This is a genomic window from Campylobacter sp. BCW_6461 (genome assembly GCF_001762735.1).
GTDB classification, from domain to species: Bacteria; Campylobacterota; Campylobacteria; order Campylobacterales; family Campylobacteraceae; genus Campylobacter_D; species Campylobacter_D jejuni.
In genome coordinates, this window is record NZ_MJXJ01000010.1 from 65,811 (window position 1) to 92,450 (window position 26,640).

24 protein-coding genes and 1 pseudogene are annotated in these 26,640 nt (G+C 27.9%); 4 read left to right on the plus strand and 21 right to left on the minus strand.

The genetic code is table 11. The features are described 5' to 3' along the window. Positions 1–24: 24 nt before the first annotated feature. Positions 25–570, plus strand: coding sequence for a nicotinate (nicotinamide) nucleotide adenylyltransferase (nadD, locus tag AJ882_RS01555; RefSeq protein WP_002780449.1), 546 nt, complete (start codon positions 25–27; stop codon positions 568–570). Between the two features lie 27 nt (positions 571–597). Continuing rightward, positions 598–924, plus strand: a complete 327-nt coding sequence (gene rsfS, locus AJ882_RS01560; RefSeq protein ID WP_002874401.1) for a ribosome silencing factor — start codon at positions 598–600, stop codon at positions 922–924. Between the two features lie 30 nt (positions 925–954). On the opposite strand, the gene AJ882_RS01565 is transcribed toward rsfS, so the two are convergent. After that, positions 955–1,332 (minus strand): DUF1090 domain-containing protein, encoded by a 378-nt coding sequence (locus AJ882_RS01565; RefSeq protein WP_002869577.1) that lies wholly within the window; start codon positions 1,330–1,332, stop codon positions 955–957. Between the two features lie 47 nt (positions 1,333–1,379). Further along, positions 1,380–2,769 (minus strand): annotated as a pseudogene (gene pgmL, locus AJ882_RS01570) (phosphoglucosamine mutase PgmL). 102 nt (positions 2,770–2,871) lie between these two features. On the opposite strand from pgmL, the gene fliL reads away from it, so the two are divergent. Further along, the gene (gene fliL / locus AJ882_RS01575) at positions 2,872–3,408 is read left to right on the plus strand and encodes a flagellar basal body-associated protein FliL (RefSeq protein WP_002868488.1); all 537 of its coding nucleotides are present in this window, start codon (positions 2,872–2,874) and stop codon (positions 3,406–3,408) included. Continuing rightward, entirely contained in the window at positions 3,408–3,755 is a 348-nt protein-coding gene (gene acpS, locus AJ882_RS01580) for a holo-ACP synthase (protein ID WP_002780441.1), read from the plus strand. The genes fliL and acpS overlap by 1 nt, the downstream gene beginning before the upstream one ends. Here the strand turns inward: acpS and AJ882_RS01585 are convergent, their stop codons facing one another. From AJ882_RS01585 to AJ882_RS01675, 19 genes are all read right to left on the minus strand, one after another. Next, positions 3,756–4,175, minus strand: coding sequence for a hypothetical protein (locus tag AJ882_RS01585; protein WP_002780440.1), 420 nt, complete (start codon positions 4,173–4,175; stop codon positions 3,756–3,758). It abuts the gene before it with no gap. Next, positions 4,172–5,533 (minus strand): cytochrome P450, encoded by a 1,362-nt coding sequence (locus AJ882_RS01590; RefSeq protein ID WP_002780438.1) that lies wholly within the window; start codon positions 5,531–5,533, stop codon positions 4,172–4,174. Before AJ882_RS01590 ends, AJ882_RS01585 begins: the two co-directional genes overlap by 4 nt. Continuing rightward, on the minus strand, positions 5,530–6,651 hold the full coding sequence (locus AJ882_RS01595; RefSeq protein ID WP_002780436.1) for a hypothetical protein: 1,122 nt from the start codon (positions 6,649–6,651) through the stop codon (positions 5,530–5,532). The genes AJ882_RS01590 and AJ882_RS01595 overlap by 4 nt, the downstream gene beginning before the upstream one ends. Positions 6,652–6,723: 72 nt before the next feature. Continuing rightward, positions 6,724–7,908, minus strand: a complete 1,185-nt coding sequence (gene kpsS, locus AJ882_RS01600; RefSeq protein ID WP_011049977.1) for a capsule polysaccharide modification protein KpsS — start codon at positions 7,906–7,908, stop codon at positions 6,724–6,726. Next, complete coding sequence (locus tag AJ882_RS01605; protein WP_032597527.1) at positions 7,905–9,974, minus strand: capsular polysaccharide biosynthesis protein; 2,070 nt, start codon at positions 9,972–9,974, stop codon at positions 7,905–7,907. The genes kpsS and AJ882_RS01605 overlap by 4 nt, the downstream gene beginning before the upstream one ends. A 29-nt stretch (positions 9,975–10,003) precedes the next feature. Next, positions 10,004–11,872, minus strand: coding sequence for a hypothetical protein (locus AJ882_RS01610; RefSeq protein ID WP_186820452.1), 1,869 nt, complete (start codon positions 11,870–11,872; stop codon positions 10,004–10,006). Then, positions 11,841–13,793 (minus strand): hypothetical protein, encoded by a 1,953-nt coding sequence (locus tag AJ882_RS09530; RefSeq protein ID WP_011049979.1) that lies wholly within the window; start codon positions 13,791–13,793, stop codon positions 11,841–11,843. Before AJ882_RS09530 ends, AJ882_RS01610 begins: the two co-directional genes overlap by 32 nt. Next, entirely contained in the window at positions 13,793–15,274 is a 1,482-nt protein-coding gene (locus AJ882_RS01620) for a sugar phosphate nucleotidyltransferase (protein WP_002867277.1), read from the minus strand. Before AJ882_RS01620 ends, AJ882_RS09530 begins: the two co-directional genes overlap by 1 nt. 1 nt (position 15,275) lies before the next feature. Next, complete coding sequence (locus AJ882_RS01625; protein WP_002867276.1) at positions 15,276–16,001, minus strand: class II aldolase/adducin family protein; 726 nt, start codon at positions 15,999–16,001, stop codon at positions 15,276–15,278. Continuing rightward, complete coding sequence (locus tag AJ882_RS01630) at positions 15,988–17,289, minus strand: HAD-IA family hydrolase (protein ID WP_002867275.1); 1,302 nt, start codon at positions 17,287–17,289, stop codon at positions 15,988–15,990. Before AJ882_RS01630 ends, AJ882_RS01625 begins: the two co-directional genes overlap by 14 nt. Further along, on the minus strand, positions 17,282–17,875 hold the full coding sequence (locus tag AJ882_RS01635) for a hypothetical protein (protein WP_002867274.1): 594 nt from the start codon (positions 17,873–17,875) through the stop codon (positions 17,282–17,284). Before AJ882_RS01635 ends, AJ882_RS01630 begins: the two co-directional genes overlap by 8 nt. Next, positions 17,850–18,530 (minus strand): nucleotidyltransferase family protein, encoded by a 681-nt coding sequence (locus AJ882_RS01640; RefSeq protein WP_002870158.1) that lies wholly within the window; start codon positions 18,528–18,530, stop codon positions 17,850–17,852. The genes AJ882_RS01635 and AJ882_RS01640 overlap by 26 nt, the downstream gene beginning before the upstream one ends. Continuing rightward, the gene (gene gmhA2, locus AJ882_RS01645; protein ID WP_002860371.1) at positions 18,518–19,123 is read right to left on the minus strand and encodes a D-sedoheptulose 7-phosphate isomerase; all 606 of its coding nucleotides are present in this window, start codon (positions 19,121–19,123) and stop codon (positions 18,518–18,520) included. Before gmhA2 ends, AJ882_RS01640 begins: the two co-directional genes overlap by 13 nt. Then, positions 19,111–20,130: a D-glycero-D-manno-heptose 7-phosphate kinase gene (gene hddA / locus AJ882_RS01650; protein ID WP_052773657.1), complete on the minus strand. Its 1,020-nt coding sequence runs from the start codon at positions 20,128–20,130 to the stop codon at positions 19,111–19,113. The genes gmhA2 and hddA overlap by 13 nt, the downstream gene beginning before the upstream one ends. Continuing rightward, positions 20,127–21,158: a GDP-mannose 4,6-dehydratase gene (locus AJ882_RS01655; protein WP_002867271.1), complete on the minus strand. Its 1,032-nt coding sequence runs from the start codon at positions 21,156–21,158 to the stop codon at positions 20,127–20,129. Before AJ882_RS01655 ends, hddA begins: the two co-directional genes overlap by 4 nt. Beyond that, the gene (locus AJ882_RS01660; protein ID WP_002867270.1) at positions 21,155–22,204 is read right to left on the minus strand and encodes a GDP-L-fucose synthase family protein; all 1,050 of its coding nucleotides are present in this window, start codon (positions 22,202–22,204) and stop codon (positions 21,155–21,157) included. Before AJ882_RS01660 ends, AJ882_RS01655 begins: the two co-directional genes overlap by 4 nt. Before the next feature lie 11 nt (positions 22,205–22,215). Continuing rightward, on the minus strand, positions 22,216–23,826 hold the full coding sequence (locus AJ882_RS01665; RefSeq protein ID WP_002867269.1) for a CDP-glycerol glycerophosphotransferase family protein: 1,611 nt from the start codon (positions 23,824–23,826) through the stop codon (positions 22,216–22,218). Then, positions 23,823–25,259: a hypothetical protein gene (locus tag AJ882_RS01670; RefSeq protein ID WP_002867268.1), complete on the minus strand. Its 1,437-nt coding sequence runs from the start codon at positions 25,257–25,259 to the stop codon at positions 23,823–23,825. The genes AJ882_RS01665 and AJ882_RS01670 overlap by 4 nt, the downstream gene beginning before the upstream one ends. Before the next feature lie 35 nt (positions 25,260–25,294). Further along, positions 25,295–26,638, minus strand: coding sequence for a glycosyltransferase (locus AJ882_RS01675; protein ID WP_002867267.1), 1,344 nt, complete (start codon positions 26,636–26,638; stop codon positions 25,295–25,297). Positions 26,639–26,640 lie beyond the last annotated feature (2 nt).

Consider the following 26,640-nt stretch of genomic DNA (forward strand, 5'->3'; position numbering starts at 1 on the left):
TACAAAAAAAAGGTTAAAATTTTAATGAAGATAGCACTTTTTGGTGGCAGTTTTGATCCACCGCATAATGGTCATAATAGCGTTGTTTTAGAGGCTTTGGAAAAATTAGATATTGATAAACTTATTATTATGCCTACTTATATCAATCCTTTTAAACAAAGTTTTAGTGCTGATGAAAAGCAAAGATTCTTATGGGTTAAAAAACTTTGGGGACATTTGCCAAAAGTTGAAATTTGCGATTTTGAAATCAGGCAAAAACGCCCTGTTCCTAGCATAGAAAGTGTTAAGTATCTTTATAAGCTTTATAATCCTAGTAAATTTTATCTTTTAATTGGCGCAGATCATTTAGAAAAACTTCATCTTTGGCATGATTTTGAAAAACTCAATTCTTTAGTAGAATTTGTTATTGCCAATCGCAATGATATAGGAATTCCTAAGAATTTCAAAGATTTAAAAACCAATAAAAAAATCGCTTCTTCTTTCATACGCGACACTTTAAATACAAATGAGGTTTGTGAAGAAATTAAAGATGAAGTAAAAAAATATTATGAAAAATTACAAAAAAATTGATACAATTTCAAAAATTAAAGGACAATAATGCAAGAAAGAATAGATTTAATCGTTAAAATTTTAGATGAAAAAAAAGCTGAAAATATCAAAACCATTGACATGAGCGAGCAAGAATACTTTGTAAAATATGTCATTATCGCAGCTACTTTAGGAGAAAAACACGCTCTATCTTTGATCGATGAGCTTAAAACACGACTTAAAGCCAAAGGTGAGGAATTTTTAAACATAGATAGTAGTGAAGAATGGAGCGTGATTGATCTTGGTGATATTTTAATCCATCTTTTAACACCAGAACACAGAGGAATTTATAATATAGAAGAATTATTAGAAAATCTTAAAAAAGGTAGGGTTTAAAAAGGCTAAATTTAATTAGCCTTTTAATTTTTAGAGATTATCGATATATTCTTTAATTTCTTTTTTGATTTTCTCTTTTTGTTCTTTTAAAGCTTCTTTTTTAGCTTTATACTCAGCCTTACTCATATAATCTTTTTGTTCTTTTAAAGCATCAAGTTCTTTTTCGATTTTTTCCACTTCTTGTTCTTTAAGTTTTTTAGCTTCTAGTTTTTTATCATAAAACATAGGATCTTTAGTACAATCATTTTGCACTTGCTTTAAAGCAAGTTCTAAACTTAAAGTTCTAGCTGTGTCATTATGTGCTTTAGAAAAACTGATTTCTTTATTAATACGATCAATTTTTTTATCGCATTCACTTGCACCAAAAGCAAAAGCACATAGCGTAAGTAGAACAAGTATTTTTTTCATTTTTTATTCCTTTTTAAGATAAATTTAAATCGCGAAATATTATCTCATCAATTCTTAAATCTAGCTTTTATATCATCAAATAAAGTAAATACCATACTTTCAAGCTCTTTTGCTCTTTCTAAAGACGTTGCCTCAAAGCGTGTGATAAGATAAGGGCTGGTGTTAGATGCACGAAGTAAAGCCCATCCATCGCCAAAATCTATCCTAGCTCCATCAATTTCACAAAGACTTTTAACACCTTTTAAAGCTCCTTTTTCAATCTCTTTTTGAAATTCTTCCACAAGTTTGAATTTTTCTTCTTCATTTACAGGAATTTTAATTTCAGGTGTAGTATAAAGTTTTGGTAAAGCTCTAATCATACTTTCTAGATCAAAACCTTTATAAACAAGCTCCAAGGCTCTTAAAAATGCATAAATTCCATCATCATAACCAAAATATCTATGTTTAAAGAAAATATGCCCACTCACCTCAGCAGCTAAATCAATATCTTTTTCTTTCATCATTTTTTTGATATTAGAATGTCCTGTTTTTCCCATAAAAATAGTTCCAAATTTAGCCACTTCATCAAAAAGATTTTTAGAACATTTTACCTCGCCTAAAATGCGTGGATTAGGGATATTTTTAGCAAACAAATAACAAAGCTCATCCCCACAAAATACATGAGTTTTACTTAAAGCAACCATTCTATCAGCATCCCCATCAAAAGCAAAAGCCAAAGAATAATCTTGATTTTGATTTAAAAATTCTCTAATCGCACTTAAGTTTTCTTCTTCTGTAGGATCTGGGGCATGGTTTGGAAACTGTCCATCAGGCTCTGCAAACATTACATGAGCTTTTAAATTTAAAGCCTTGATTAAAGGCTCTATCACTACTCCAGCCGCACCATTTGTACAATCAACACCAAATTTATAATTAAAATCCTTTAAAAAGCTAAATTGCTCACATATAAATTTCACATAAAGGCTTAAAATATCGTATTTTTCTACTTCTAAATTTTCTTCAATATCATCATTTAAATGCTTATAAACTTCTTTTGAAAACTCTTTTAACTCTACGCCAAAAAAACTTTCTTTATTGATAGTGATTTTAAAACCATTATAATCTTTTGGGTTATGAGAGCCTGTTATCATAACATTTGCATCAAATTTCAAGCCCTCATAAAGACTAAAATACCCCAATGGAGTTGGCGCAAGCCCTATATCATAGATTTTTATTCCCGCTTTGTTAAGTCCACTCACCAGATAATTAAAAAGCTCATTTGCACTATATCTTGCATCATAGCCCACACTTACATTTTTACAGCCTTTATTTAGCATGGTTTGTCCCAAGCAAAAACCTATAGCTTTAACGCTTTTTTCATTCAGTTCTTTGCCATAAAGTCCTCTTATATCATATTCTCTAAAAATCACATCTAACATTTTTTTCCTTCAAATTCATCTCTTCTTTAACCTAAATTTATCGTTTTTCTAAAGCAAATTTGGATAGAAAAGAAATTTTTGCTACAATTTTACATTAATTTCACTAAATGAAGGAAAATTTATGGATGAAGAATTAGAAAACGAAGAAACGAAAAAGAAAAAAGGCGGTTCACTTGTAATTATTATTGTTATTTTACTTTTTGTTTTACTTCTTAGTATTATGGGAGTAATTGCTTGGCTTATTTCAAGCAGTTCAAGTGATGAAAGTGAAGTCAAAGAAGCCCCAAAAGAAGAGGCAAAAACTGATAAACCTAAAGTTTCAGCTCCTACTCAGCGAGGTAGTGATTTTGCTAATATAGGTCCTATGTATCCACTTGATCCTTTTACCCTAAATTTACTTAGCGATAGCGGCTCAAGATATGTAAAATGCACTATAGAACTAGAACAAAATAGCGAACTTTTAAAACCTGAACTTGATAAAAAAGTCCCAGTGATTCGTGATATTATTATTCGTACATTAACAGCTAAAACCTTTGAAGAAGTAAGTACACAAAAAGGCAAAGAACGTTTAAAAGATGAGCTAGTTGGAAAAATCAATGAAATTTTAACCGATGGCTTTATTAAAAATGTTTATTTTACGGATTTTGTAGTTTCTTAATGCGTGTAGGCTGTGATATCATCGCCATTTCTAGGATAGAAAAAATTCATTCTAGACATGGCAAAAATTTTTTGGATAAATTTCTAAGCCCAAAAGAACAAATACTCATTAAAAATCCAGCAACTCTAGCAGGTCTTTGGGCTGCTAAAGAAGCCGCTAGCAAGGCTTTGGGTGTTGGAATTTGTGAATTATGCAGTTTTTTTGATATTGAAATATCAAAAGATGAAAAAAACGCGCCTAAATTAAAATATTCTCAAAAAATTACAAAAGATTTTAATATCACTCAAACTTCCCTAAGTATTTCTCATGATAATGGTTTTGCTATAGCCATAGTGGCTGTAGTTTGATTATTTTCCTATAGTTTGCTTGTCTAAATTTCTTGAAAGTATGAAATCCACCACAGGTTGTTCTCTTTTGTTTGCTCTTTTACAATGATCTTTTTGAAAAAAATCTGTGATTTTTATAACAATCCTTGCCCATTTTTTGCGATTTCTTTCACGCCACGCATGAGAAGAAACGCTCTCCCAAGCATAGCCATTAAACAAGCTTGCATTTACAAAATGATCTAAGGCTCTAACACCCTGTCTTGCTCGTGCGGTATTAAAAAAAATTCCTATAATCACGATAAAAAGATATCCTAAAACTGCTAAAGGTACTATTGCACAAAGCAGAATAGTCCCTGCTAATTTTTCTTTTAAGCTTCCTTTTAAAGTGCGTTTTACACGACGACGAAAATTGGCGCGAATTTTAGTTCTAACTCTTTTCATAGCTTTCTTTTGCTAAATTTTATCCTCATACCATTAGCCGAACGCACTGTTAAACGCCCTACTACATCAGGTACAAAACCTTCTTCAAGTTCTAGTTTGTAAGTTTTTAAAATATTAGCCAAAATCAAAATCGCTTCTTGCATAGCAAAACCTTGTCCTATACAAATTCTTTCCCCTACCCCAAAAGGCAAATAAGCATCTTTTTTGTACTCTCCTTCAAAACGAGAAGGATTAAATCCATGCGGATTTGTCCAAAATTCTTCATGTCTGTGTATCAGCCAAGGAGCAATCACCACCCCAGAACCTTTTTTAATAAGCTTATCTCTAACTTGAGTATCTTTTTTTGCCTCTCTTGCAAAAAACCCAACAGGAGGATAAAGTCTTAAAGATTCTTTAAAAATATTTGTTAAGTATTTAAACTGTCTTAGATGCGAAATTTCAATGACTCCACCCTGTAAAACCTGAGTAATCTCCTCGTAAGCTTTTTCTTGCTCCTTAGGATAAAGACTAAGCAAATAAAGCGTCCATGTCAAAGAACTTGCTGTGGTTTCATGTCCTGCTAAAAAAAGCATAGCCACTTGATCTAAAATTTCCTCAAAAGAAAAACGCTTATTTGTATCAGCATCCACTACTAAAAGCAAAGATCCTAAAATATCTTCAAATTCTGCATTATCTGCCATATCATATCTTGGTTTTATGATATCACTTAAAACCTGTCTGATCACATCTCCGGCCTTAGCACGCTTACAATCTCCTAACACATAAGAAAGCCATTTTGGAAAACGAAACATACGACGCATGGCTGTATGCACGCTTTGCTCTTGAAAAGTCACAAATGCGTTTAAGATTTTTTTACCTTTTTCCTCATCGAGTTTTGAAGACATAATGGTGCGAAAAATCACATCAGCGGTAATAAAAGTCATAGCTTCATCTACTTCGATAACAGCATGATTTGGATACTTGCTAAAACGATCCATCATATCTGCCACAGCTTCACTCATAAGATTAAACACTTTATTGATACGAGTCATTTCAAAACTTGGACGCAAAAGCTCTCTTTGTTTTTTCCAAACTTCACCATTTGTAGTAAAAATACTCTCCCCTAAAAGCGGACTTAAAAGCTCATGTAAAAATGCACTTTTAGGAAATTCTCTAACCTCATCAACCATCATTCTTTTAACTTCTTTAGTGTCATTTATGACATAAAGATCAAAATTTGGCATCTTCACATAGCCTGTTTGCATTTTATAACTACGCTCATAAAGCCCGTCAAGCCAAGATCTACGCTTTAACAAAAAAGTTAAAAGCGTAGAAGCTTTATTTTTATAAGGTTTTGGAAAAAAGGGGCATTCACTCATATTTTTACCTTTTCTTCTAAAAATTTAGGCATTATGATGAAAGAAAAAAAATCATAATCACCTTTAACACTAATACTATAAAGATATAAAAAGTGCGCTTTGTTTTTATCTCTTTTTATTTTTTTATACTCATGTTTTTCATATAAAGTGTGAAATTTAGCACTTAAAAATGGGGGTGTAAATTTAGCATTTACGCCACTCGTGCGGAAAAAATCCACTTGAGGAAAACATGCTCCATCAATAATCGATGTGTAATCATACCATTTTAAATCAAACCTTGAAACAAATTCAAGCTTCTTTCTAAATTCATCCGCTTTTTTTTGATAACTCACTAAAGGAATGCATTCTCCTAAAGTAAGAATTTTTAATTTACGAAGTAAAGATAAATCTAAATTTTGTCTTAAAATACACTCCAAAACTTCTATACAAACTATAGTTCCAACACTATGTGCTACTAAAACAAGTTCATAATCTTGTTTATTTTCATTTTGTTTTAGCTTATCTACTATGGTATTCGCAAAAAGCTTGATTCTTTCTTGCATAGTGCCTGTTTTTTTATCTTGCCAAGTAGCACAAAAAGCACAAATTCTTGCTATCCAAAATACAGCTAATTTCTTACCTAATTTAAATAAAAAATGATTTAGTAAAAATCCTAAAAAACATCCTATGATAATAGCTAAAGAAAAATGCATATAATTTTGCAAAAAAGCAAAACTTCCAAAAGCCAAAACCAAAGAAAATAGTAAAGAAAATAACACATAAAAAAAAGGATAATAACCTGTGATAAGTTGATAAATCGACTCTTTGCCAAATTTGATAAAAAGCCCTGTGATAGTATAAATTCTAAAAAAACTATAACAATCTGCCAAAGCATCTTTATAATTTTCTGACCAATTTTTCTTAACAATATCATTCCATGTTAAAAAATGATATTTAGTTTGTACTCCTTCGCAAGAAATTTGAAAAAAAGGAAATTGCTCATTTTTTTCAATTTTACTTAAATCAACTTTAATGTTAAAAACATGAGAATAATCTTTTAGGTTTTTTTTAAATAAATCATAATAAAATCTATAACTTTTAGGATCATATCCTGCTATATAAAATACTTCCCTATCCATACAATAATTTCTTTTTGCTTTTAATTATAACAACTTTGCTTTAAAAGCTCTCTTAATCAAAGCTTTTTAGTCTTATTTGTCTAAAAAGAAATTTTTATAAAAATTGCCGTTGAATTGATTAGTTTGTAAAAGATATTTTTTAAAATTACATACCAAAACAGGATTGGGTTTATAAGCATGAGCTTCACGCCAAAAAAATTGAAGTTTTTTTGGATAAGATAAGCCTTCAAAATCATAAAAAGCATTGCCACAAACCTTAGTCGGACAGCCTTCTAAAATAGCACTAAGGCCTACTGTTGAATTTATAGTAATACAACCCAAAGCCTTTCTTAAAAGAACTGGCAAGTGGGTATCATGAACATATAAAACCCTTCCTTCTACATGATATTTTTGACTTAAATCATTTATGAGTTTAGAATAATTCTTATAGCCCCTATCCATGGGATGGTGTTTAAAAACTAGATAAGATTTAGCTCTTGCATGGTTTGCAAAAGAAAGTATGGTTTCATCTATAAAGTGCTCTATGCTTTTTTTGTAATGATATTTAATTTGCGTATCGCTATAAACTTGTAAAATCGCCAAAAAGTACTTTTTTTCTAAATTATAAATCTTTTCATTTAGTTTTTTTTCTGTAATCTTATAAAGATACTTTCTATACAATGATCTAAACCAAAATAAAAATTCAAAAGGATATAAAGTGCGATGATGAAGTTTGTTGTTAAAAAATGGAGCCAAAATAAAAGCAAACAACCAATACAAAAAAGCATCAAAAGCCATAAATTTAAATCCACCTGGAATTTCTTTTATGCTTTCTTTGGTAAAAATATTTTGAGAAAGATAAAAATTTTTATCACGCGGTAAAGAAGAATTTGCATTCACCCCATCTTTTTCCAAAGTAATACAATAAGGCCTTAAATATCCTTCTTCAAAAATCCATATTTCAATTCCTAATTCTTTAGCCACTTTAATAGCCTTAGCATGGATAATACGACAATCATTATACATTAAAATAGCATCGATTTTTTTGCTTTGAAAAAAATCTCTATAGAAATTTTCAAGATCTTTTTCATCGCACTTACACCTCGTTCCACTAGGATAGAAAAAAAAATCTCCACCGTTAAAATTGAGTTTAAAAACTTTGGTTTGTTTTTTTTTCATTTTTATTGCAAGATGATGAAAAAAATTTCCCACAGGTCCTTGCAAGAGTAAAACATTTTTACCGCTAAATTCTTTTTTAATTTTAGTGCTAAATCTCATTTCTTTGCTAAAAATTCATAAAATCTTCTTATTTTTCTAAGCATAAAAGTTTTAAAATCTATTACCAATTTTATATATTTTTTTGAAAAATAATCTTTTTGTAAATTTAGCATTATATCTAAACAAACTTCAATTTCACATAAAGTTTTTGTTTTAGGATTTATATATCTTGGATATGCTATCAAAGCACCTGCTACAAGCTCTTCTAGGCTTAGTTTTCTTGTTCTTCTTTCGCATCTATATTTATCTTTTGTTAAACCCCAGCCCGCATAAAAAGGCATACCATAAGTAAAAACTTTTTTAGCTCTTAAAAGAGCATCAAAACCACTTGTAGAAGTAATAGTGTGAATTTCATCAGCAATTTTTATAGCACTATCAATACTGCAATCTTTTACAATCTCATCACAAAATTCCAAGATGAGTGTTTCATCTTTTAAACCTACACGGTTGCCGCTTAACACATCAGGATGGGGTTTAAAGATGATATAAGCATCTTGATTTTTAGAACGCACCTCCTTAAGCAAATCAAGAGTAGATAAGCCAAAACCCCCTAAAATCATCGAAGCATCATCTTCAACTTGAGCAGGGATTAAAATAATTTTTTGCCCTGTTTTGGCATTGATTTTTAAATTTTCATGCTTTAAGCCATTGTATTTTGAAAAGCGGTTCTCAAGTAAGATTTTTATAATATTTTTTGCCCTATTTAGCATATTTTCATCAAAAATTTCGTTTTGCAAAAGCTCTTCTAATTTACTTGCTTTATTTGGATCTATGTAAAGTCCTTTATCATCAACGATTAAAGAAAAAGGGCGCGTAAGATCAGAACCTAAAGAGATTGAGCGAATAAATCCATCTTCAACTAAAGAAATTTTGGGAGTAAAATGGAGCAAATTCTCATCTTGCGCTTTTTTTATAAGAGTAGTTTTAAGAGCGTTATAATCTATCCTTTTACCCCAAATGAAAAATTTATCATTTTCTTTTAATTGTATATTCTTTAAGCAATCTAAGAAATCTAGAAATATGATTTCATTGTTTTTAGCTATAAAAAAAGGTTTTACAAATTTCCTTTTCCATTTTGAAAATCCAAAGAAAAAAAGTCTATTAGAATTTGCCTTTTCTATATCTTTATATTTTGCTAAAGTTTGAATAGTATCAAAAATATTACTTTTTTGATTTAAATAAGGATTAAAATACTCAGCATAAAGTATATAAGCAGCATAGAAAACTTCTTCTAAACTTCTTTTTTGCATCCTTCTTTTACACTCTAATTTATCTTTTGTTAGACCCCAACCTGCATAAAAAGGCATACCATAACAAATACACTCACATTCTTGCATCAAAGCTTCAAAACCCATACCAGAAGTTTTGGTATAAACCTTATCAAAAAACTCAAGCAAGACTACGGGATTAAAATTTTCAGTGATTAAAATACATTCTTTAGGCAAGGAATTTATATCTAAATCACTTTGTTTTTTACCGCTTAAAACATCGGGATGGATTTTTATATAAATTTTAGATTTAGGATTTTCTTTTATGGCATCTTTTATCATATCGACGGTTTTAAAACCTTTAGCAAGTCCAAATTCAAGCGAGGCATCATTGGCCGTTTGAGTGATGATTAAAACCCTTTTTTCATCTTTTTGAAAATAATCATCTGGAATATCAAGATTGTTATTATACTTGCTAATTTTATATTTTTTGATAAGCTCTATAGCTTTTTTAGCTTGTTTGGTTTCTTTGTCTTTAAATTCATAAGTATTTAAAAGATTTTCAAGCTTTGAAGGCACTGTTGCATCGTAATAAATACCTATATCATCTTTAACTATAGAAAAACTTGGGCTATTTTCAACCCCTAAGTTTAATGAGCGAATAAATCCATCTTCTAAGAGTATGAATCTAGCCTTATGTTTTTTAGCTAAATTCATAGCTTTTAAACCCGATTTTTTTCGTCCCCATCCCACAAAAACATCTGAGTCTTTTATTCTACTAAAAAATTTATAACAAAATATATATAAATAAGAATACTCCCTTGAAATTTTAAACGAGCTAAGAAATCGTTCTTTTATCATAATATTCCTTCTTTAACCTCCTAATTTCAAATAGCAACTTGATATACCCCCCCATACCAATTTTTGTTGGCTTGTATAAGAGCCTGCCCTAGTCTATATGTAATACTTTCTTTTAATTTTATCGCTTCCTGATAATCTGCATACTCTTTTATTTTAGGCAATATGAACTTAGGATTCTCAGAAATTCTTTCATAATATTCTTTTTTTTTGTTTTGATATTGCCTAAAAGTCTGAAATAATATAAATGGCATCTTAACATATCCTAAAATATTTCTTGAATATTGAATCATCGTCAAACCAAATTGATAAGCCAAATGATTTTTTATCCTTGATTTGGCACTAAAATATACACTATCAGTTAATTTTTCTTTACAATATTTTTTTGTAACTTTTTGAAAAAAATATATAAACTTATCAAGTTTTTTAGTATCAAATTTATCTCGGAGATTTAATAAATCTAAATATAACTCTTTTGATATATCTGGCATAATGTATCCATTTTGCGCTTTTGTATATCTATGCTCTATCTTAAAGTTTGGCTTAATAGAGTAAATACCATTAAAAGATAACCATTTAAAAAACATCTCATGTGGATCTTTTGTATTTGCAATCATTAAATTTTTATAAAATTTTCTATGTACATATAAAGAAGAATATATATTAATTACATTTCTACTACCGACAACGTTTCCAACTCCATTACCTGCCAAAGTTTTTAAATCATAAATATTATTCGATCGTAGTTTTATAATTTCATTTTTTAAACAACCTTCTATCAATATTTCAGAATCAACTCTCATATGGATAATATAATCATACTTAATATTATTTGACTCTTCATACTTTTCTAGAATTTTAAAAGACTTATAAATAGCATAATACATGAATTCAATATTAGAACTTAAGCTTTCATCTTGCTGCACCTTTTGCTGATCTTCAACCAATAAACCACGAAAATTTTCATAATACTCAATAAGATTTTTTAACTCGCTATAATTATATTTAGAAAAAATATCATGATTGAGTCTAGAAAAAACATTGGGCATATTTTTTTTTAAATCACTAGTTTTTAAAATTTCTTTTGGACTTTCTTGAAAAAAATCTTTCGCCAATTTCCTATCTACCCAACAATCTCCACCAGTTGTTATATTTTGCCAATCCTGTTTCTTACTCCAAGTAAATAAAAAAATATCAGCATTTAATTGCTCTTTGGCAATCTTTATATTTTTTTCTAACGTTCCCTTCCAATCACCACGCAACATACCATACATACAAATTGCAAATTTTACCTCACTTTTTATATTTCCATTTTTTAATTGATCTTGTAGTTCATCAATAAATAAACTATGATATATTTTAGAACCACTGGTATTAATATCATACATCTTTTGCAATAAATAATATCTTAGATCAAAACCTTCTTTAATATAAAACAATTCCTGCTTGCCTAAAATAACACAAAAACGTATTAAAGTAGCAATAAAATAATTTCTCGTAATAATATTACTAGAACCATGGATATAATTTTTATATAAATCCAATAAATTGTCTATACTATCATTTGTATCGCAAAAATAAAAATTTTTATTTAATAAATAACAAGAAAGTATATCCTTAGACACCCTCTCATATAAATTATCTTTTATGTTTTGATAGTTTATATTGCCATTAAGTAATATTTTTCTTGTATATAATATTTCATCATTTAATCTTTCTTCCTCTAGTATATATTTACCTATATTACCAGTTAAATATAAAAAATTATAAAATTTTGTTTCTATATTTACAGATAGCTTGTAATTCGTATAATAAATACTTTCAACTAAATCAAAATTCCATAATTGCAAATTTCTTTCAATTATACTAAAGATTTCCTTTTCCTTTTCCTTTATCATAATATTCCTTCTTTAACCTCCTAATTTCAAATAGCAACTTGATATACCCCCCCCCATACCAATTCTGACTTGCTTTTATAAATTCTTGTCCTAGTTTATAAGTAAAACATTCTTTTTCTTTTAAAGCTTCATTATAATCTGGATATGTTTCTAAAGGAGGCAAAGCTAAATTTGGATTTTCTTTTATTTTTTCTTCATAGGCTTTTTGTTCTTGTTTATGTTTATCTTTTATATGAGATAATACATAAGGCATTCTTATATATCCTAATATGCTTTTTGAATTTTCTATTAATGCAACTCCAAATTTATAACAAAGATGATTTCTAACCCTTTGCAAAGCACTCAAATAAACATTATTTTCAATTTTTCCATACTTTTTCATAATCTCTTGAAAAAAATATTCAAATCTATTAAGCTTCTTGTTATCAACTTTACCTTGAAGTTTTAGTAAATCCAAATATATTTCTCTTGATATATTAGGCATAATGTAGCCATTAGAGACTAAAGACTCTCCCGTTAACTTTTCCTCTATATAGGTCTGAACAATTTCAAAATTATTAAGCAAAATCCAATTTCTTGCAACATGATGATTATGTAGTACTTTAGGAATTTGTTCAAAAAAATCAAAATCTTTGTTAAAAAAGGCATAATACCATATTTTAGAGTAAACTTCCATTGTATTTCTTCTGCCATATACGGCAAAATCTTTTGGAGTGCCACTTTGATAAGGAAAAATTTTTAAAGCTAACTCGCCATTGTTTACCTCATTTAATCTTTTTAAATCTAAATTTGTAATATATTTAGCATCGGGTCTAAGCCTAATAACAAAATCATACTTAAAATTATTTTGCTTTTCATATTCTTCCATTAATTCAAAAGCTCTAAAAATACCATAATTTAATTTAGAATTGTTTACAACTTTCCCGTATCTATCTTCAAAATCTTTTTGTCTCTCTATAACATAAGATTTAATTTCACTTATACCATCTAACTGTATAGCCGAAACTTCATCTTGCGAATAAAACTCCTTATTTAAAATAGAATAAACATTTGGAAAAAATTTTTTAAATAAAATATCTTTTTTAATTTCCTCATCTGCTATTTTATCAAAAGCTGGATCTAATAATCTTTTAACCCAGTATCCACCTCCACACAATGCAGGCCATTCTATTGCCTCTTTCCATGTAAATAAAAAACAATCAACTTTAAATGATTGAGAGAAGGTTTTTATGACGTCTTTTAAACCCTCCAACCAATTACCCCTAGCTGCTCCAGAAATACAAAGAGCAATCCTATTAGGTGTATGTATTTTTTTATTTCTAAATAAAAAAGATTTTAAAATATAATTACATTTTTTATAATAAATCCTACTACCATAATCTTGATTAAAATCATTTAGTAATACAGTTGATAAATTTGCAAAGAATAAATAATCTTTTATTTGATTTTCATTATTAAAAATTTCATTTTTGCTTATTTTTTCTCCCGATAAAGCCAAATCTATAATTTTCGAAATATAATATTTTTTCGATAGTCTACTCATTTTATTGCTATATTCATAAAGAAAATTTTTACATAATAATTCAATATCTACAATCCCGTTATATATAGAACTATTTAATTGTAAACATGCAAAACAACCAATAGAAACATCAGACAAATTAACCATCTCTTTGCTATTTATTATACTCACAAGATTTTCATAAGAGATATTAATTTTATCACTCACCCACCAATTTGGCTCATTTTGACAAGAATTAAGTATTTTTTTTATTTTTTTAATTTGTCCAGTTTCATACAAATAAACAATATAATCCATATGATTTTTATTATTCTTTACTAATAGCTCATAATAATTTTCCAAAGTATTAAAATCCCAATTCTGCAAAGATAATTGCAACTTAGATTTAATTGTCTGCATCACGATTTAACCTTAAACCAATATTGATTTTCCAAATACTCCTCGGGAGTTCCATAAGAAAAATAATTATCAACAATCATATAACCTATCTTATGTTTTTTAATTAACAACTCAAATACATTATCTATATAAAATTCTCCATTAGTTTTAATATCCTCTTGAAATATTTTATCTATATATTCTAACAACAAGGAATTTGCCTTAAAATAAAAACTTCCTATCATTACTAAATTTGCATCATTAGGTCTATTTTTAACAAAAATATTATCTATTTTATTATTTTCCCCATCTACCCAAGTAAAATAATGCGAATTATTGACATTATATTTAGAAGCATGTGTAACAAATACAATAACTTCATATTCTTTTTGCAATCTTATAAATTCCTTAGTAATATGCTTGGCAATCAAATCACAAGGGAGAATTAAAACATCACCTGATAAATTTCCACAAGATTCTTTATAAGAATATGCCGCACCAATTTTATTCGGTTTCACAAACCTTACTTCTTGTTTTATACTTTCCCAATATTTTTTATGATCTTGTGCACCAACGCAAATAATTTTCGTCTCAACATCTTTTAAGGTATCAATTATATTCTCTATAATACTTGTTTTACCAAGAGGTAAAAATGGTTTTGGTTGATTAAAATTAAGATTTAAAAACCTCTCTCCTCTACCAGCAGATAATATAATAGTATTTTGTATTTTTATCTTTTCGTTATTAACATCTTGTGAATTTAATTTCTTTTTTGCATATTCAAAATCTTTCGGGGTGCCAAATTGATAAAACTTCTCTATAAAAGGATAACATAAAACATTTTCTAAATAATTATTGGTCATAGATATATAATATTCTCCAAAAACCATATCTCTTGCTTTTATTTGTTTTTTTATTGCCTCAATAGCCAACTTTAAGGTTCTAAAATAATAAATACCAGAAGAATAATATTCTTCAAATTTATTCTTAGAATTATATTTTTCTATAACTTTATATGCTTTATAAGTATTATCATACATCTTACATGCTGCATACACATTTTCTAAAGGTAATAAATGAGGATGGTAACCAGTATAACAAGGAATTATAGCTTGAACATCTAGATTTTCTTGTGTAAATTGCAGAAAATCCTTATAATTCCATTCTTGTCCAAAATCACAATAACTAATAATAACTTCTTCATCAAGTATATCTTGTAACTGTGACGCTACGCCATATAAACTTCCAGCAGGTCCTAGTTTTCCTCCTTTATAAACAATAACTTTTGCATGAATTTTCCTAGATAAAATAAAATCTTCAAATTTATTTTTTTCACATTCTTGAGCAATAAAATAATAAACATCATTGCGAACATCAAAGCATTCAACCACATAATCCAAAATAACTTTATCTTCTATAACCTTAATAAAAGGTTTTAAATCTTTATATCCAGCTTCCTTAAATCTCTTACCTATTCCAGTTGCAGGTATAATAATATTCATTCTAACTCTCACTTTCTATAATTTTTTTTCTATATTGCTCATCAGGTAAATTTAATAATTTATCAATTTCATCTACTTTTAATGGGATTAAACTAATTTGTTTCTTTAAAGCAATATTTTCCATCGCATTTCTAAATAACCACAATTCCCCATTGATCTTATCAACTGCATCATCCGGAGTATACACAAAATCATTTTGTTCAAAAAAATCACTTTTTAATTGATTATATAATTCTATTATATCTTGAATTTGCTCTGCATAAACAATGACACCATGATTTCGCAGCAACACTATACCCTTTTCTTGATAAGAATAACTTTTACTTAATGCTTCATATAAATCATTTCCAGGTAAAGCAAAATCAATTGTTTTGTAATTTACAAATTTATATTCCTTAGCACACAAATAAGGTAAAATATAAACAGGATGATAATGTGCTACATATTTATTTTTAAACACCATATGCATTTTAATCTCCATAGATGGCTTTGCAATATCCTCAGAATAACCTTTACAATAAGAAAAAGAATTGATATTATTTTTAAAAACAGAGATTTTATGCTCTTTTTTTAAATCCTCGCCTGAAGCCTTAATTATAAAATATTCATCATTCTTTATAGAAATATTTCCACCTTTTGATGGTGCATCCAAGATATTACCAAAAATTTTACACAATTCTTGGTAATCTTTAATACACTCATCAAGTTTTTCTTTATTGTATATCATTTTTCTTTACCCATCTATTTTGCAAAATCAAACTGAAAATATTTTTTACAGTTTGAATCAAATCTTCATATCTACCAGTATATTCTTTTTGCAAGTAATTATTTAACAATATATCCTTTAAATATATTTTAAAAATACCATCTCTAACTAAAATCAAAAAATTTGCATTATCTTTTTGTTTTTCAAGATATTTTTTATAATCTTCCTCTCGTTTTTGTATAGTATCTATAATCTTTGAATGACTATAATTTCTTTCTTTACTATCTCTATTTATCTTCTGTTGATCCGCTTCATCTGAGTCAATATATATTTTAATTTTTACAAAATCTCCTATAACTTCTTGATATAAAGTATGCAAACCCTCTATAATTACAATGTCTAAATCTTTAATCTCAATCTCATCAGATTTAACAATCACTCCATTTTTATGATCATATATTGGTATATACAGCTTATTTCCTATGTCTTGATAAATATGTTTTATATCCATAGCTAACTGAATAAGATTATTTGCTTTTGGGTTGTAGTGCGTCACCCTCTCCCACATCTTAGAGTGTCTTTCATATTTATGATAGCCATCTGTACTAATAATAAAACTTTTATATATCTCATCAATAGCATTACTCAAAGTAGTCTTTCCACTTCCACTTTTTCCAGAAATTGAGATCAACAGCTTTGAACAATTATATGGATAGTAATTTATCCTATACCCTCCTCCTAGAAAATCATCAGCGATAGAATCTCCAATCATTACAATTTCTTCTTCATCAACAAGCTCTCCATAAAGCTCTAAAGCTCTATTAACAAGTGCTTTATTTGGTTTTTCAAGCTCAAATTCTTCAGAGCATACCAAATAATCAATCATATTTGTCAAATTTGCACAATTTAGCTTATGGATTTGCTCAATAAAATAAAAGTTTGTTATAGCTATTACTTTTTTATTAAGACTTTTAATAAAACATAAAAATTCAAACATTGTTTTATCTACTTTTAAATTTCTTGTAAAAATAGAAACGTACAACTCAAACATTTCACTAGCTTTTGAAAAATGAATATTTTTATTTTCACAAATAATTTTAAAATACAATTCTTTTTTATGATGATTTGCAGATAATCCTCTTTTTGCAATCATCTTTTTTGCTAAATCATAATCTTCTAGCGTAAAACTATATAGTTTCATTACAACTTCTAAAGCATTTTTATGTGCAAATGTATAATTAAACAAAGTATTATCAATATCAACCATAATAAGTTTATATTTTTCAGCTATTTTTTTAAAATTAAACATACATACTCCATAACTCAGGCTTTTTAGTACACACAGAAAATCCTTTTGGCAGAATACTTTGAATAGGTTTTATAAGTTCTGCATATGATCGATCATATAACTCAGGAGAAACCAATATAGGTTCAACTTGTCCTAACTTTGGTTTGATATTATAAATAAATTCTTGATAATCTTTAATATTAAAACTAGAAAATTGTGAATAATCCACCCATACATATTTAGGCTTACTAATATCCATAAGTTTTTCATTATAAGATTCTACATCTGAAATTCTAATGATAAATTTACCTTGATATCCATTTTTTGATAATCTCAAAATATCTGGAATCTGAGAGTCTAAAAAATAATACTCAAAATCATCACTGAGCAATTCTATAATTTTTTCTTCTAGTCCCGATTCTTTCACGTTACAAATTATAGGGATATTTTTCATAAATTGAATTTTTTCTTTAAAAAAAGGATATAGAGAATTTTTTTCTAATAGATCATGGTTTAATACTAATTTTTGATTATACCTTAAATCAATTTCTATACCATAACCTTCAATAGATAAGTCTAAATTATTTTGACGATGTAAAAATATCATTCATAAATCTCCCATAATCCCCAGGTACGCCAATATCTATAAAATAATTATCAAAAATATGAGCTTTAGCTTTTAGTTTTTCATAATTTTCTTGTAAAAATTCTTCAAAAGAAAATTTTTCTTGTAAAGTAAAATCATTAAAGATATCTTTATTTAAAAAGTAAATTCCGCCATTTATCAACCCTTGCTTTTTAAATTCTTTTTCTTTAAAAAGCTTAATATAATTTTTACTATCAAGCTCTACTGTACCATATCTATCAAAATCATTCATTTGTTTTAAAGCAAGACAGATTTTACTATTATTTAAAATAAGCTTTTTTAAATCAATATCAAAAATCGTATCACCATTTAAAACATAAGCTTCATTTTTTATAAATTTCAAAGCCTCTTTTATGGCTCCGCCTGTTCCTAGAGGTTCTTTTTCTATACTGTATTTTATTTTTATACCTAAAAACTCATCTTTAAAATATTCTTGTATCACCTCATACTTGTATGATACTGCTAAGATAACTTCTTTTATGCCTTGCTTTTTAAGATACTCAAAAATAAATTCTAAAAAAGGCTTATCATTTATCGGTGCCATAGGCTTTGGAATGTCTTTTATAACACTTTTAAGCCTTGTTCCTAAGCCGCCACAAAGTATTATTGCTTGCAAGAAAAACCTTTGCCAAAAAGCTCTTCTTCAACGATAGCACAAATAATATGTCCTATTAAAATATGTGCTTCTTGAATTCTTGGTGTGCAAGTTGAAGGTACTTTTATACAATAATCACAAAGCTCATTCATAGCCCCGCCATTAGCTCCGCTTAAGCCTATGCTTATGATTTCTTTTTGCTTGCAAAGCTCTAAAGCCTTTAAAATATTTTTACTATTTCCACTTGTAGAAATTCCTATAAAAACATCTCCTTTAACACCCTGTGCTTGCACTTGTCTTGCAAATAAATTTTCATAACCATAGTCATTGCCAATAGCTGTTAATATGCTAGTATCTGTAGTAAGTGCAATACTTGCGATACCGGGTCTATCAAAATAAAACCTACTTACAAATTCCCCTGCGATATGCTGTGCATCTGCAGCACTACCACCATTTCCTGCAAGTAAAGTTTTGTTACCATTTTTATAAGCTTTTATGACTTCTAATGAAGCATTTTTAATAAGAGTTATCAAATTCTCATCTTTTAAAATTTGCTCTTTTACTAAAATTGATTCTTGAAAATGTTCTTTTATATAAGAATTTAAATTCTCCATGATTTAACCCCCTCTTTTGTAAATGAAAAATCCTGCACATAACCTTGCTCTTTGCTTAAAGTTTTGATTAAGTTGTATTTTTTAGTAGGATCCACAAAGAAAAACATAAACCCACCTGCTCCTGCTCCACTGGTTTTGCCACTATAAGCTCCATTATCTATAGCTAGTTTATAAATTCTTTCAAGCTCATCATTACTAACAATTTCAGAAATGATTTTTTTTGACTGCCAAGATTTTCCTAAAATTTTCGCCAAAGTATCAAAATCCGCCTTAAACAAAGCTTCTTTCATCTTTATTGCATCTTGCTTTATGGCGTGCATAGCTTCGAGAGATTTTTCATCTCCAAGTTTTCCTTTTTTATGTTCTTCTATATCTTTTGCTTCTCTTGTGATATTTGTAAAATAAAGCACAATTCTAGTTTCAAGCTCACTTGCAATCCAGTTTTTTATACGCAAAGGATTAACAATGACTCTTTTATTGTTATAAAATTCCATAAAATTAAAGCCGCCAAAAGTTGCAGCGTATTGATCTTGTGCTCCGCCTACTATGCCTAAATCTTCTCTTTCTATCTCATAAGCAAGCTTAGCGATTTCATATTCCCCTAAAGGTAAATTAAGCCATTCTGAAAAAGCTTTTATAACACCTACAACTAAGGTTGAGCTTCCGCCCAAGCCACTACCACTTGGTACATCCGAATAAGTATGCAAAGAAAAACTCAAAGGTTTTTTTGTAAAATCTTTTACAATGCGATTGTAAATGCTTTTAAAAATATCTAATTTTCCATCATTTTCTAAGAATTCTTTGCTTTCGTACTCAGAGTAAGAATTTGTATCAGGCGAATCAAAAATGATTTTTCCATCTTCTCTTTCGATCAAAGTACAATGTATGTATAAAGATATAGTCGCATTTAAAACATAACCTGTGTATTTATCACAATATAAATTTATATCAGTCCCTCCACCTGCTAAACCAAGGCGAAGAGGAGTTTGTGTGCGTATGGTTTTCATCTATTTAACGGAATCCTTCCTTTTTTTATCTCATCTCTCCAATGATTTAACAAATCTTCAAACATTTTTCTAGCTGCAATTTCTGGCTTCCAGTTAATAAAACTTTTGATTTTTGTGTTATCAAACATTTGATAATCCGCATCAATAGGACGCAATCTTTCTTCATCTTGCTCTATTTTTATATCCTTTCTTGTAGAAAAAGATAAAAGAATTTCTATAACCTCTGGGAGTTTAAAAGCCTCTTCTCCTGCTATATTAAAAGCTTCCCCACAAGGAACTTTTCCTTTTTGGCTTTCTAATGAAAGTAGATAATAAGCCCTTATAGCATCTCTGGCATCTTGAAAGGTTCTTACGCTTGAGAGATTTCCAACCTTGATAACAGGCTCTTGATAACCCGTTTCAATCAAAGCAATTTGCTTTGCAACCGTGCTTTCAAAAAACACATCAGAACGTCTTGGGCCACTATGTGTTCCCATTCTTGTAACAAAAGTGCGAATGTTATAAGCTTCGCCATAAAATCTTCCTAAATAATCGGTGCCGATTTTGCTTATACTATAAGGACTTGCACCGTGAAAAGTTGTATCTTCGTTTAACTTAATACCTACCTTTGCTCTACCATAAACTTCACTAGAAGAACATACATGCACTACAGGGTCATAACCATCTTTCGCCTTTAAAATTCTAATATTTTCTAGGATATTTGCCGTACCTATTATATTAGTCTGTAAAGTTTCAATCGGTATATCAAAAGAAGTTTTTGGATAAGACTGAGCTGCTAGGTGAAAAATCACATCAGGTCTTTGACTCTCAAAAAGTTTTTGAAGACTAGAGTAATCATTTAAATCTGCATAAAAAATGCTTATTCTATCTTTTTTATTAATCCTATCACTTAAATGATAGATATTGTCCATAGGCTCTTGCCAACGCATCATTCCTATAACTTCATAATCCGTATTTGCAAGCAAAAAATCTGCCATTTGAGAACCAACTTGCCCTGTAAATCCTGTAATTAACGCTGTTTTTTTCATATCAATCCTTTGTTACTTTTATACCAATGAAATGTTGATCTTATCCCATCTTCTAATTTTGTATAAGCTTGCCAATTCATTTGCTTTATTTTATCACAACAAGTTAATTTTTCATATGTGCCATCGGGCTTACTTAAATTATATCTAAATTCACCTTCAAATTGAATAACTGTTTTTAATAAATACGCTAGTTCTTTAATCGAATAATTTTTTTCAGGACCAATATTAATATGCGGATTATCTCTATCTATTTTATTTATATGTTCAATATTAATATTTTGCATTATATGAATACAAGCGTTAGCCAAATCATCACTATATAAAAATTCTCTCTTTGGGTTACCGCTTCCCCAAATTTCTATGGAATTTTCTTTCACACCTAAAATATCTAAATAGTTTTTGGCTTTATCAATATCATCAATTTCTAAATCTTTTAAAACTAGATCATACCGCTTCTCTTTCAATAACTTGGCCAAATATATTTTTCTCATTAAAGCTGAAACAACATTAGCACTTTCAATATCAAAATTATCATTTGGTCCATATAAAGTTGTAGGACATACTGAAATAAAATTTACACCATATCTATCAGAATATGCTTCACACATCTTCATACCAGCTATTTTAGCTATAGCATAAGGTTCATGCAGATATTGTAATTTACCACTTAATAAACATTCTTCTTTTATAGGCAGTGAAGCATGCTCTGGATAGACACTTGTACTGCTGATAAATAAAAGTTTTTTTACATTATTTATATACGATTGATGGATTACGTTATTTTGAATTTGTAAATTATCATAAATAAATTCGGCTCTAAATTTTCTATGCGCATCCATACCGCCAAGTTTCGCTGCACACAAAAAAACAAAATCTGGTTTTTCTTTCTCAAAAAAAAACTTTACAGCACTTTGATCAGTTAAATCCAATTCAGAATGCGTTTTATAAATTAAATTCTCATAGCCATTATCTTTTAATTTTCTCAAAATAGCAGAACCAACCAACCCCCTATGGCCAGCTATATAAATTTTATCATTTTTTTTCATATCCATCCTTATTATAATTCATATAAACATAAACCTTCTAAAAACACGCCCAATGGTCTTGTATCAAAAGACTTACTATAAAATATAGGTTGAGCCGTATTTTCTACTTTAAATTTAAGAAAAACTGTTTTTCCATATAGTTGCTTATCAATTGTAAAATATTGGTTTATCTTATTAGAAGTCAAACAAAGTTTTCTTTCTATTAATTGACAATCATTAAGAAATAACTCTATTTTAACTTGTGGTCTTTTTTTGCACAAAAAAGCTTTACATGATATATTTAAAAAAATGCTTTTATCGCTATACGGAATCGTAAAAGATATAACTGAATCTTTAGCCGCAGTCCACCTTCCTTTTTGATTCTCATCGGCATAAAATCCATAAAATTTAAAATCTTTATCTTCAAAAAAAGTATAAAAATAGTTTTTTTTCAAAGGATTATGCAAATTATTGAAAAAAATATTTGTTTCTCTTTTTTCTTCTAATATACCTTTTACACTTTCTTCCATAACATTACAAGAATAAAAAAATTCTTTATTTTTTTTCTCTTCATCTGTTCTTAATGAAAACTTTTTATCTAAATAATACTCTATTTGCTCCAAAACTTTATCTTCTAAAATATAGACATGATTTAATAATTTATATTTTTCCTCCAAACGATTATAAATATCTCTTTCTTCTTGAATTTTTTGCATTAAAATATCATCTTTTGCTATATTATAAAAAATAACAGGTTTATTTATATACATAAAATCAAAACACATGGATGAAAAATCTGTAATCAGCATAGAAGCTTTATTTTTTATTTTTCCTATATCTTGCTCACCTATAAAGATTATATAAGAATTTTCAGTTTCAAAACAATCTTCTCCAAACAATCTTGCAATTTCATGATGCATGGCAAAATAAATTCTTGTCTTATACTTGCTACAAATTTCATTTAATTTTTCACTATTTAAAAAATCCATAATTTTTTTATAATAGCTAGAAGATTTAAAATTATCTTTTATTAGACTAATATATTGTCTATACGTAAAGTAAATTAAAATTGAATTTTCTTCTTGATGGTTTTCTAACAATGTCCATCTTGGCAACCCAGCCTTAATGAAATTATCTTCACAATAAGAATAATTTTTGCGATAAATTGATTTTTCTATATCATTACTTACAATCACTTTATCATAAATAAATTCAGATAAATGAAACCTATATCCTTCTTTAAAATAATTTATCCCATGTTGAGCCTGAATACAACATACTTTACTCTTATCTACAAGAGAATATAATTTTGATAAAAACAACAACTGACACGAATCAACCCAAATTTTTGTCTTTGCTATAATACTTAACAATCTCCAAGAAGTTCTATTTGGCAAACAACCTATGATATTTTTTTTATAACTCTGTTTTACCTCTTTATATTTAATATGATTTTTATTGATCACATAGTAAACATCATAACCTAAATCATGCATATATTTAAATAACAAAAAATTATCTATTAATTCATGATTTTCATCATAAAACATATCTGTAAAAACAATAGCTTTCCTTTTTAAAAAATCACAAGAAAATACTTTTTTAAAAATTATTAAATGTAGCTTTTTTTTGTAATTAATCATAATTCATCCAATAACTTAACAAGATTACTATAAGTATATGAATTCTTAATCTCACTATAATTAACCACATTGCTAGAAACTTGAATACATTCAAGTATCTTTTCTGCTATTTTTTTATAATCAAGCTCATGGTTATCTAGCACAAATACTTTATCCTCTATTTTTTTATCTAAAAAATCTTTACTTGTAATTATCTTTTTATCTAAAACTAGTGCACTTACTATCGGTCCAGAACTCTCCCCATGAGGTTTTTTTCTTAATTGAATCACCAAATCAACTTCTTTAATTAAATCATAAAATTGAGTATCACTAACATTTTCATAAATTTCCAGATAAGATTTATTAAAATCATATTTTTTAAAAAAATCATTAGCCCCATAGCCAACAACCAACAACTTTATACTCATATTCTTATATTCATTAAGATACTCTATCGCCTGAACTATTTCTAAAGAAAATTTTAACTCATGAGGAACACCAAAAGCTCCAATATAAAATTGACTATTTTTTTTATCAAGACCAGAATGACTGATATTTACAATTTTAGGTAATGGTAAAAAAGCCTCGATAATGTTAACCTTACAGTCTTTTAATTCTTTTAAAACCAAATTCTTACATAAGCTGTTATTTACTATAAAATTGAAAATATTTGTTAATCCAACAATAACTCTTAAACTGTAAATTTTTAATTCTTCATTCCAAATTTTAAATTCTTGAAAATTTTTAAGCTCAATAAGTTCTGAATTAAATTCCGGATAATGCTCAATCAGATACTGTTTCATAGTTAAAAAGTTACCATTGCAATGAGAAAATAATAAATTATTTAAATTAGCTTCATGAATATAAAGCCAAGATTTTTGCTTATCAATGCTATTTTTTGCCATATTTAAATATGGATTATTATGACTAGAATTTCCCAAAATATAAATAAATTTTTTATACAAATAATTTATATCAAATTTTATAAAGGTTTTTAAATCAAAAACATTTTTAGATAATCCTCTAGCTACACTCAAATCACGAATATCGGAAAACATATCAAAATAGTCACAATCAACAAAGGCATTGTGATTAAAAATAGCTATTCCCGTTTTTTCTGGCGGTAAAACACCAAAAACGGCACTCTTTTCTTTATTTGTTTTTCTAGATTTTAAAAAAGCAAAATCACTCTCTTTAACTATATCATTTTTATTTAATTGCCCTATCAACTTTTCCATTGTTTGCTGTTGTTGATTTATATTGCAAAATTTTGAAATATTATCACTATAAAATAATTTTAAAATTGGCAAACCAAATAAAGAATATTTTTTGCTTTTCTTAAAAATTTGAATTCTTAAAAATAAAACACCCAATAAATAATATTTTTTCAAATTATCATCACTTATTGTTTTAAAAATAGGAATTTTACATACCTTTACAATTATACTTTGCATATTTTAACTATCCCTCCTCTTTTTGATTTTTAAAGTTAAAAAAATTGTCCAAAAAACCTAACAAAATAAAATTTTGACCTTAAGAGTTTTAATCTCATTTTATATTTAATGCTTTTTTTAACTTTTTGATTAGGTTGTATTTTATGTGCTGCAAAATGAAAATCTTCTAAACTATTGTAAAAAACTTGTATATATTGTTTTTTATCTCTTAAAAAGAAATCCTTATTTAAAATCTCATCTATTTCAGCAAAATATTCTTTCCAAGTAGGAATTTTATAAACATAATCAGGAAAAATCACCCTATCACTTAGAACATCTAAAATAGTATCAACCCAAACATCTACATTAAGTGGAGATAAAAATATAGCACATTCCTGAGAACTCTCATGATAAGCTGGTATATCAGAACATATAGTTGGTACACCCATAGATACAGATTCAGCTACAGGCATACCCCAACCTTCAGTATATGATGGATTTAATGTAGCATATGATTCAAGCATTAATTTTTCTAATTGTGAATCTTGAATATTTTCTAATCTTTTTACAAATCTTGAAACATTAGGTTCAACTTCAAAATATCTATCAAGCCAGTCGATCAACCACCCTTTTCTTCCTATAATGTAAAGCATGGGCGTGTTTTCTTGTAAAATAGAATATAATTTTTTCCATGCTAAAAATAATAATATATGATTTTTTCTTGGCTCAAAAGTCCCAACATAAATAAAATGTTTATGAGAATCTTGCTTACTCCATCTTGCTTTAAGAAAATTTTCTTCAGCACCTATTTCTTTCGCAACAACTTTTGGAGGATTGACACCTATTTCTTTTGAATAATTCAAAACATCTTGTTGTACTGCTTGAGAAGTAGTAAGAATTAAATCCGCACTCCAAAGCATTAATTTCATCACACAACTATGCTGTTTAAAAGAAATCATTCCCTCTGCATGATACTCTGGATGTGTAATTGGCGTCATATCATGACAAAAATAAATCATTTTAATATTATCTTTTACGGCAAATTTAGCTATAGTATATCTTCCTATTAAAAGACTATGAGTAAGATTAAAATAAGTATATTGTATATTATTTTTCAAAATTCTTTCTGCATCTATTTTTGTATTAATAAAATCATTTTTATCAATATTATAAGAAATATTATCAATCTCTGCCCAATTTTTCGCTATCTTTCTTAGTACATCTAAAGCACTTTGTGTTGGATATGTTTTTAAGTAGCCACCATAACCACGAACAAAAATAATCTTGCTATAGGTTTTTAATAAAAACAATATATAATATAAATCAACCCTATCTACACCAGAAGGTGTAGGCAAATTCTGTCTTTGATCTAAACGAGTAAAATCATATATAATAAACATTT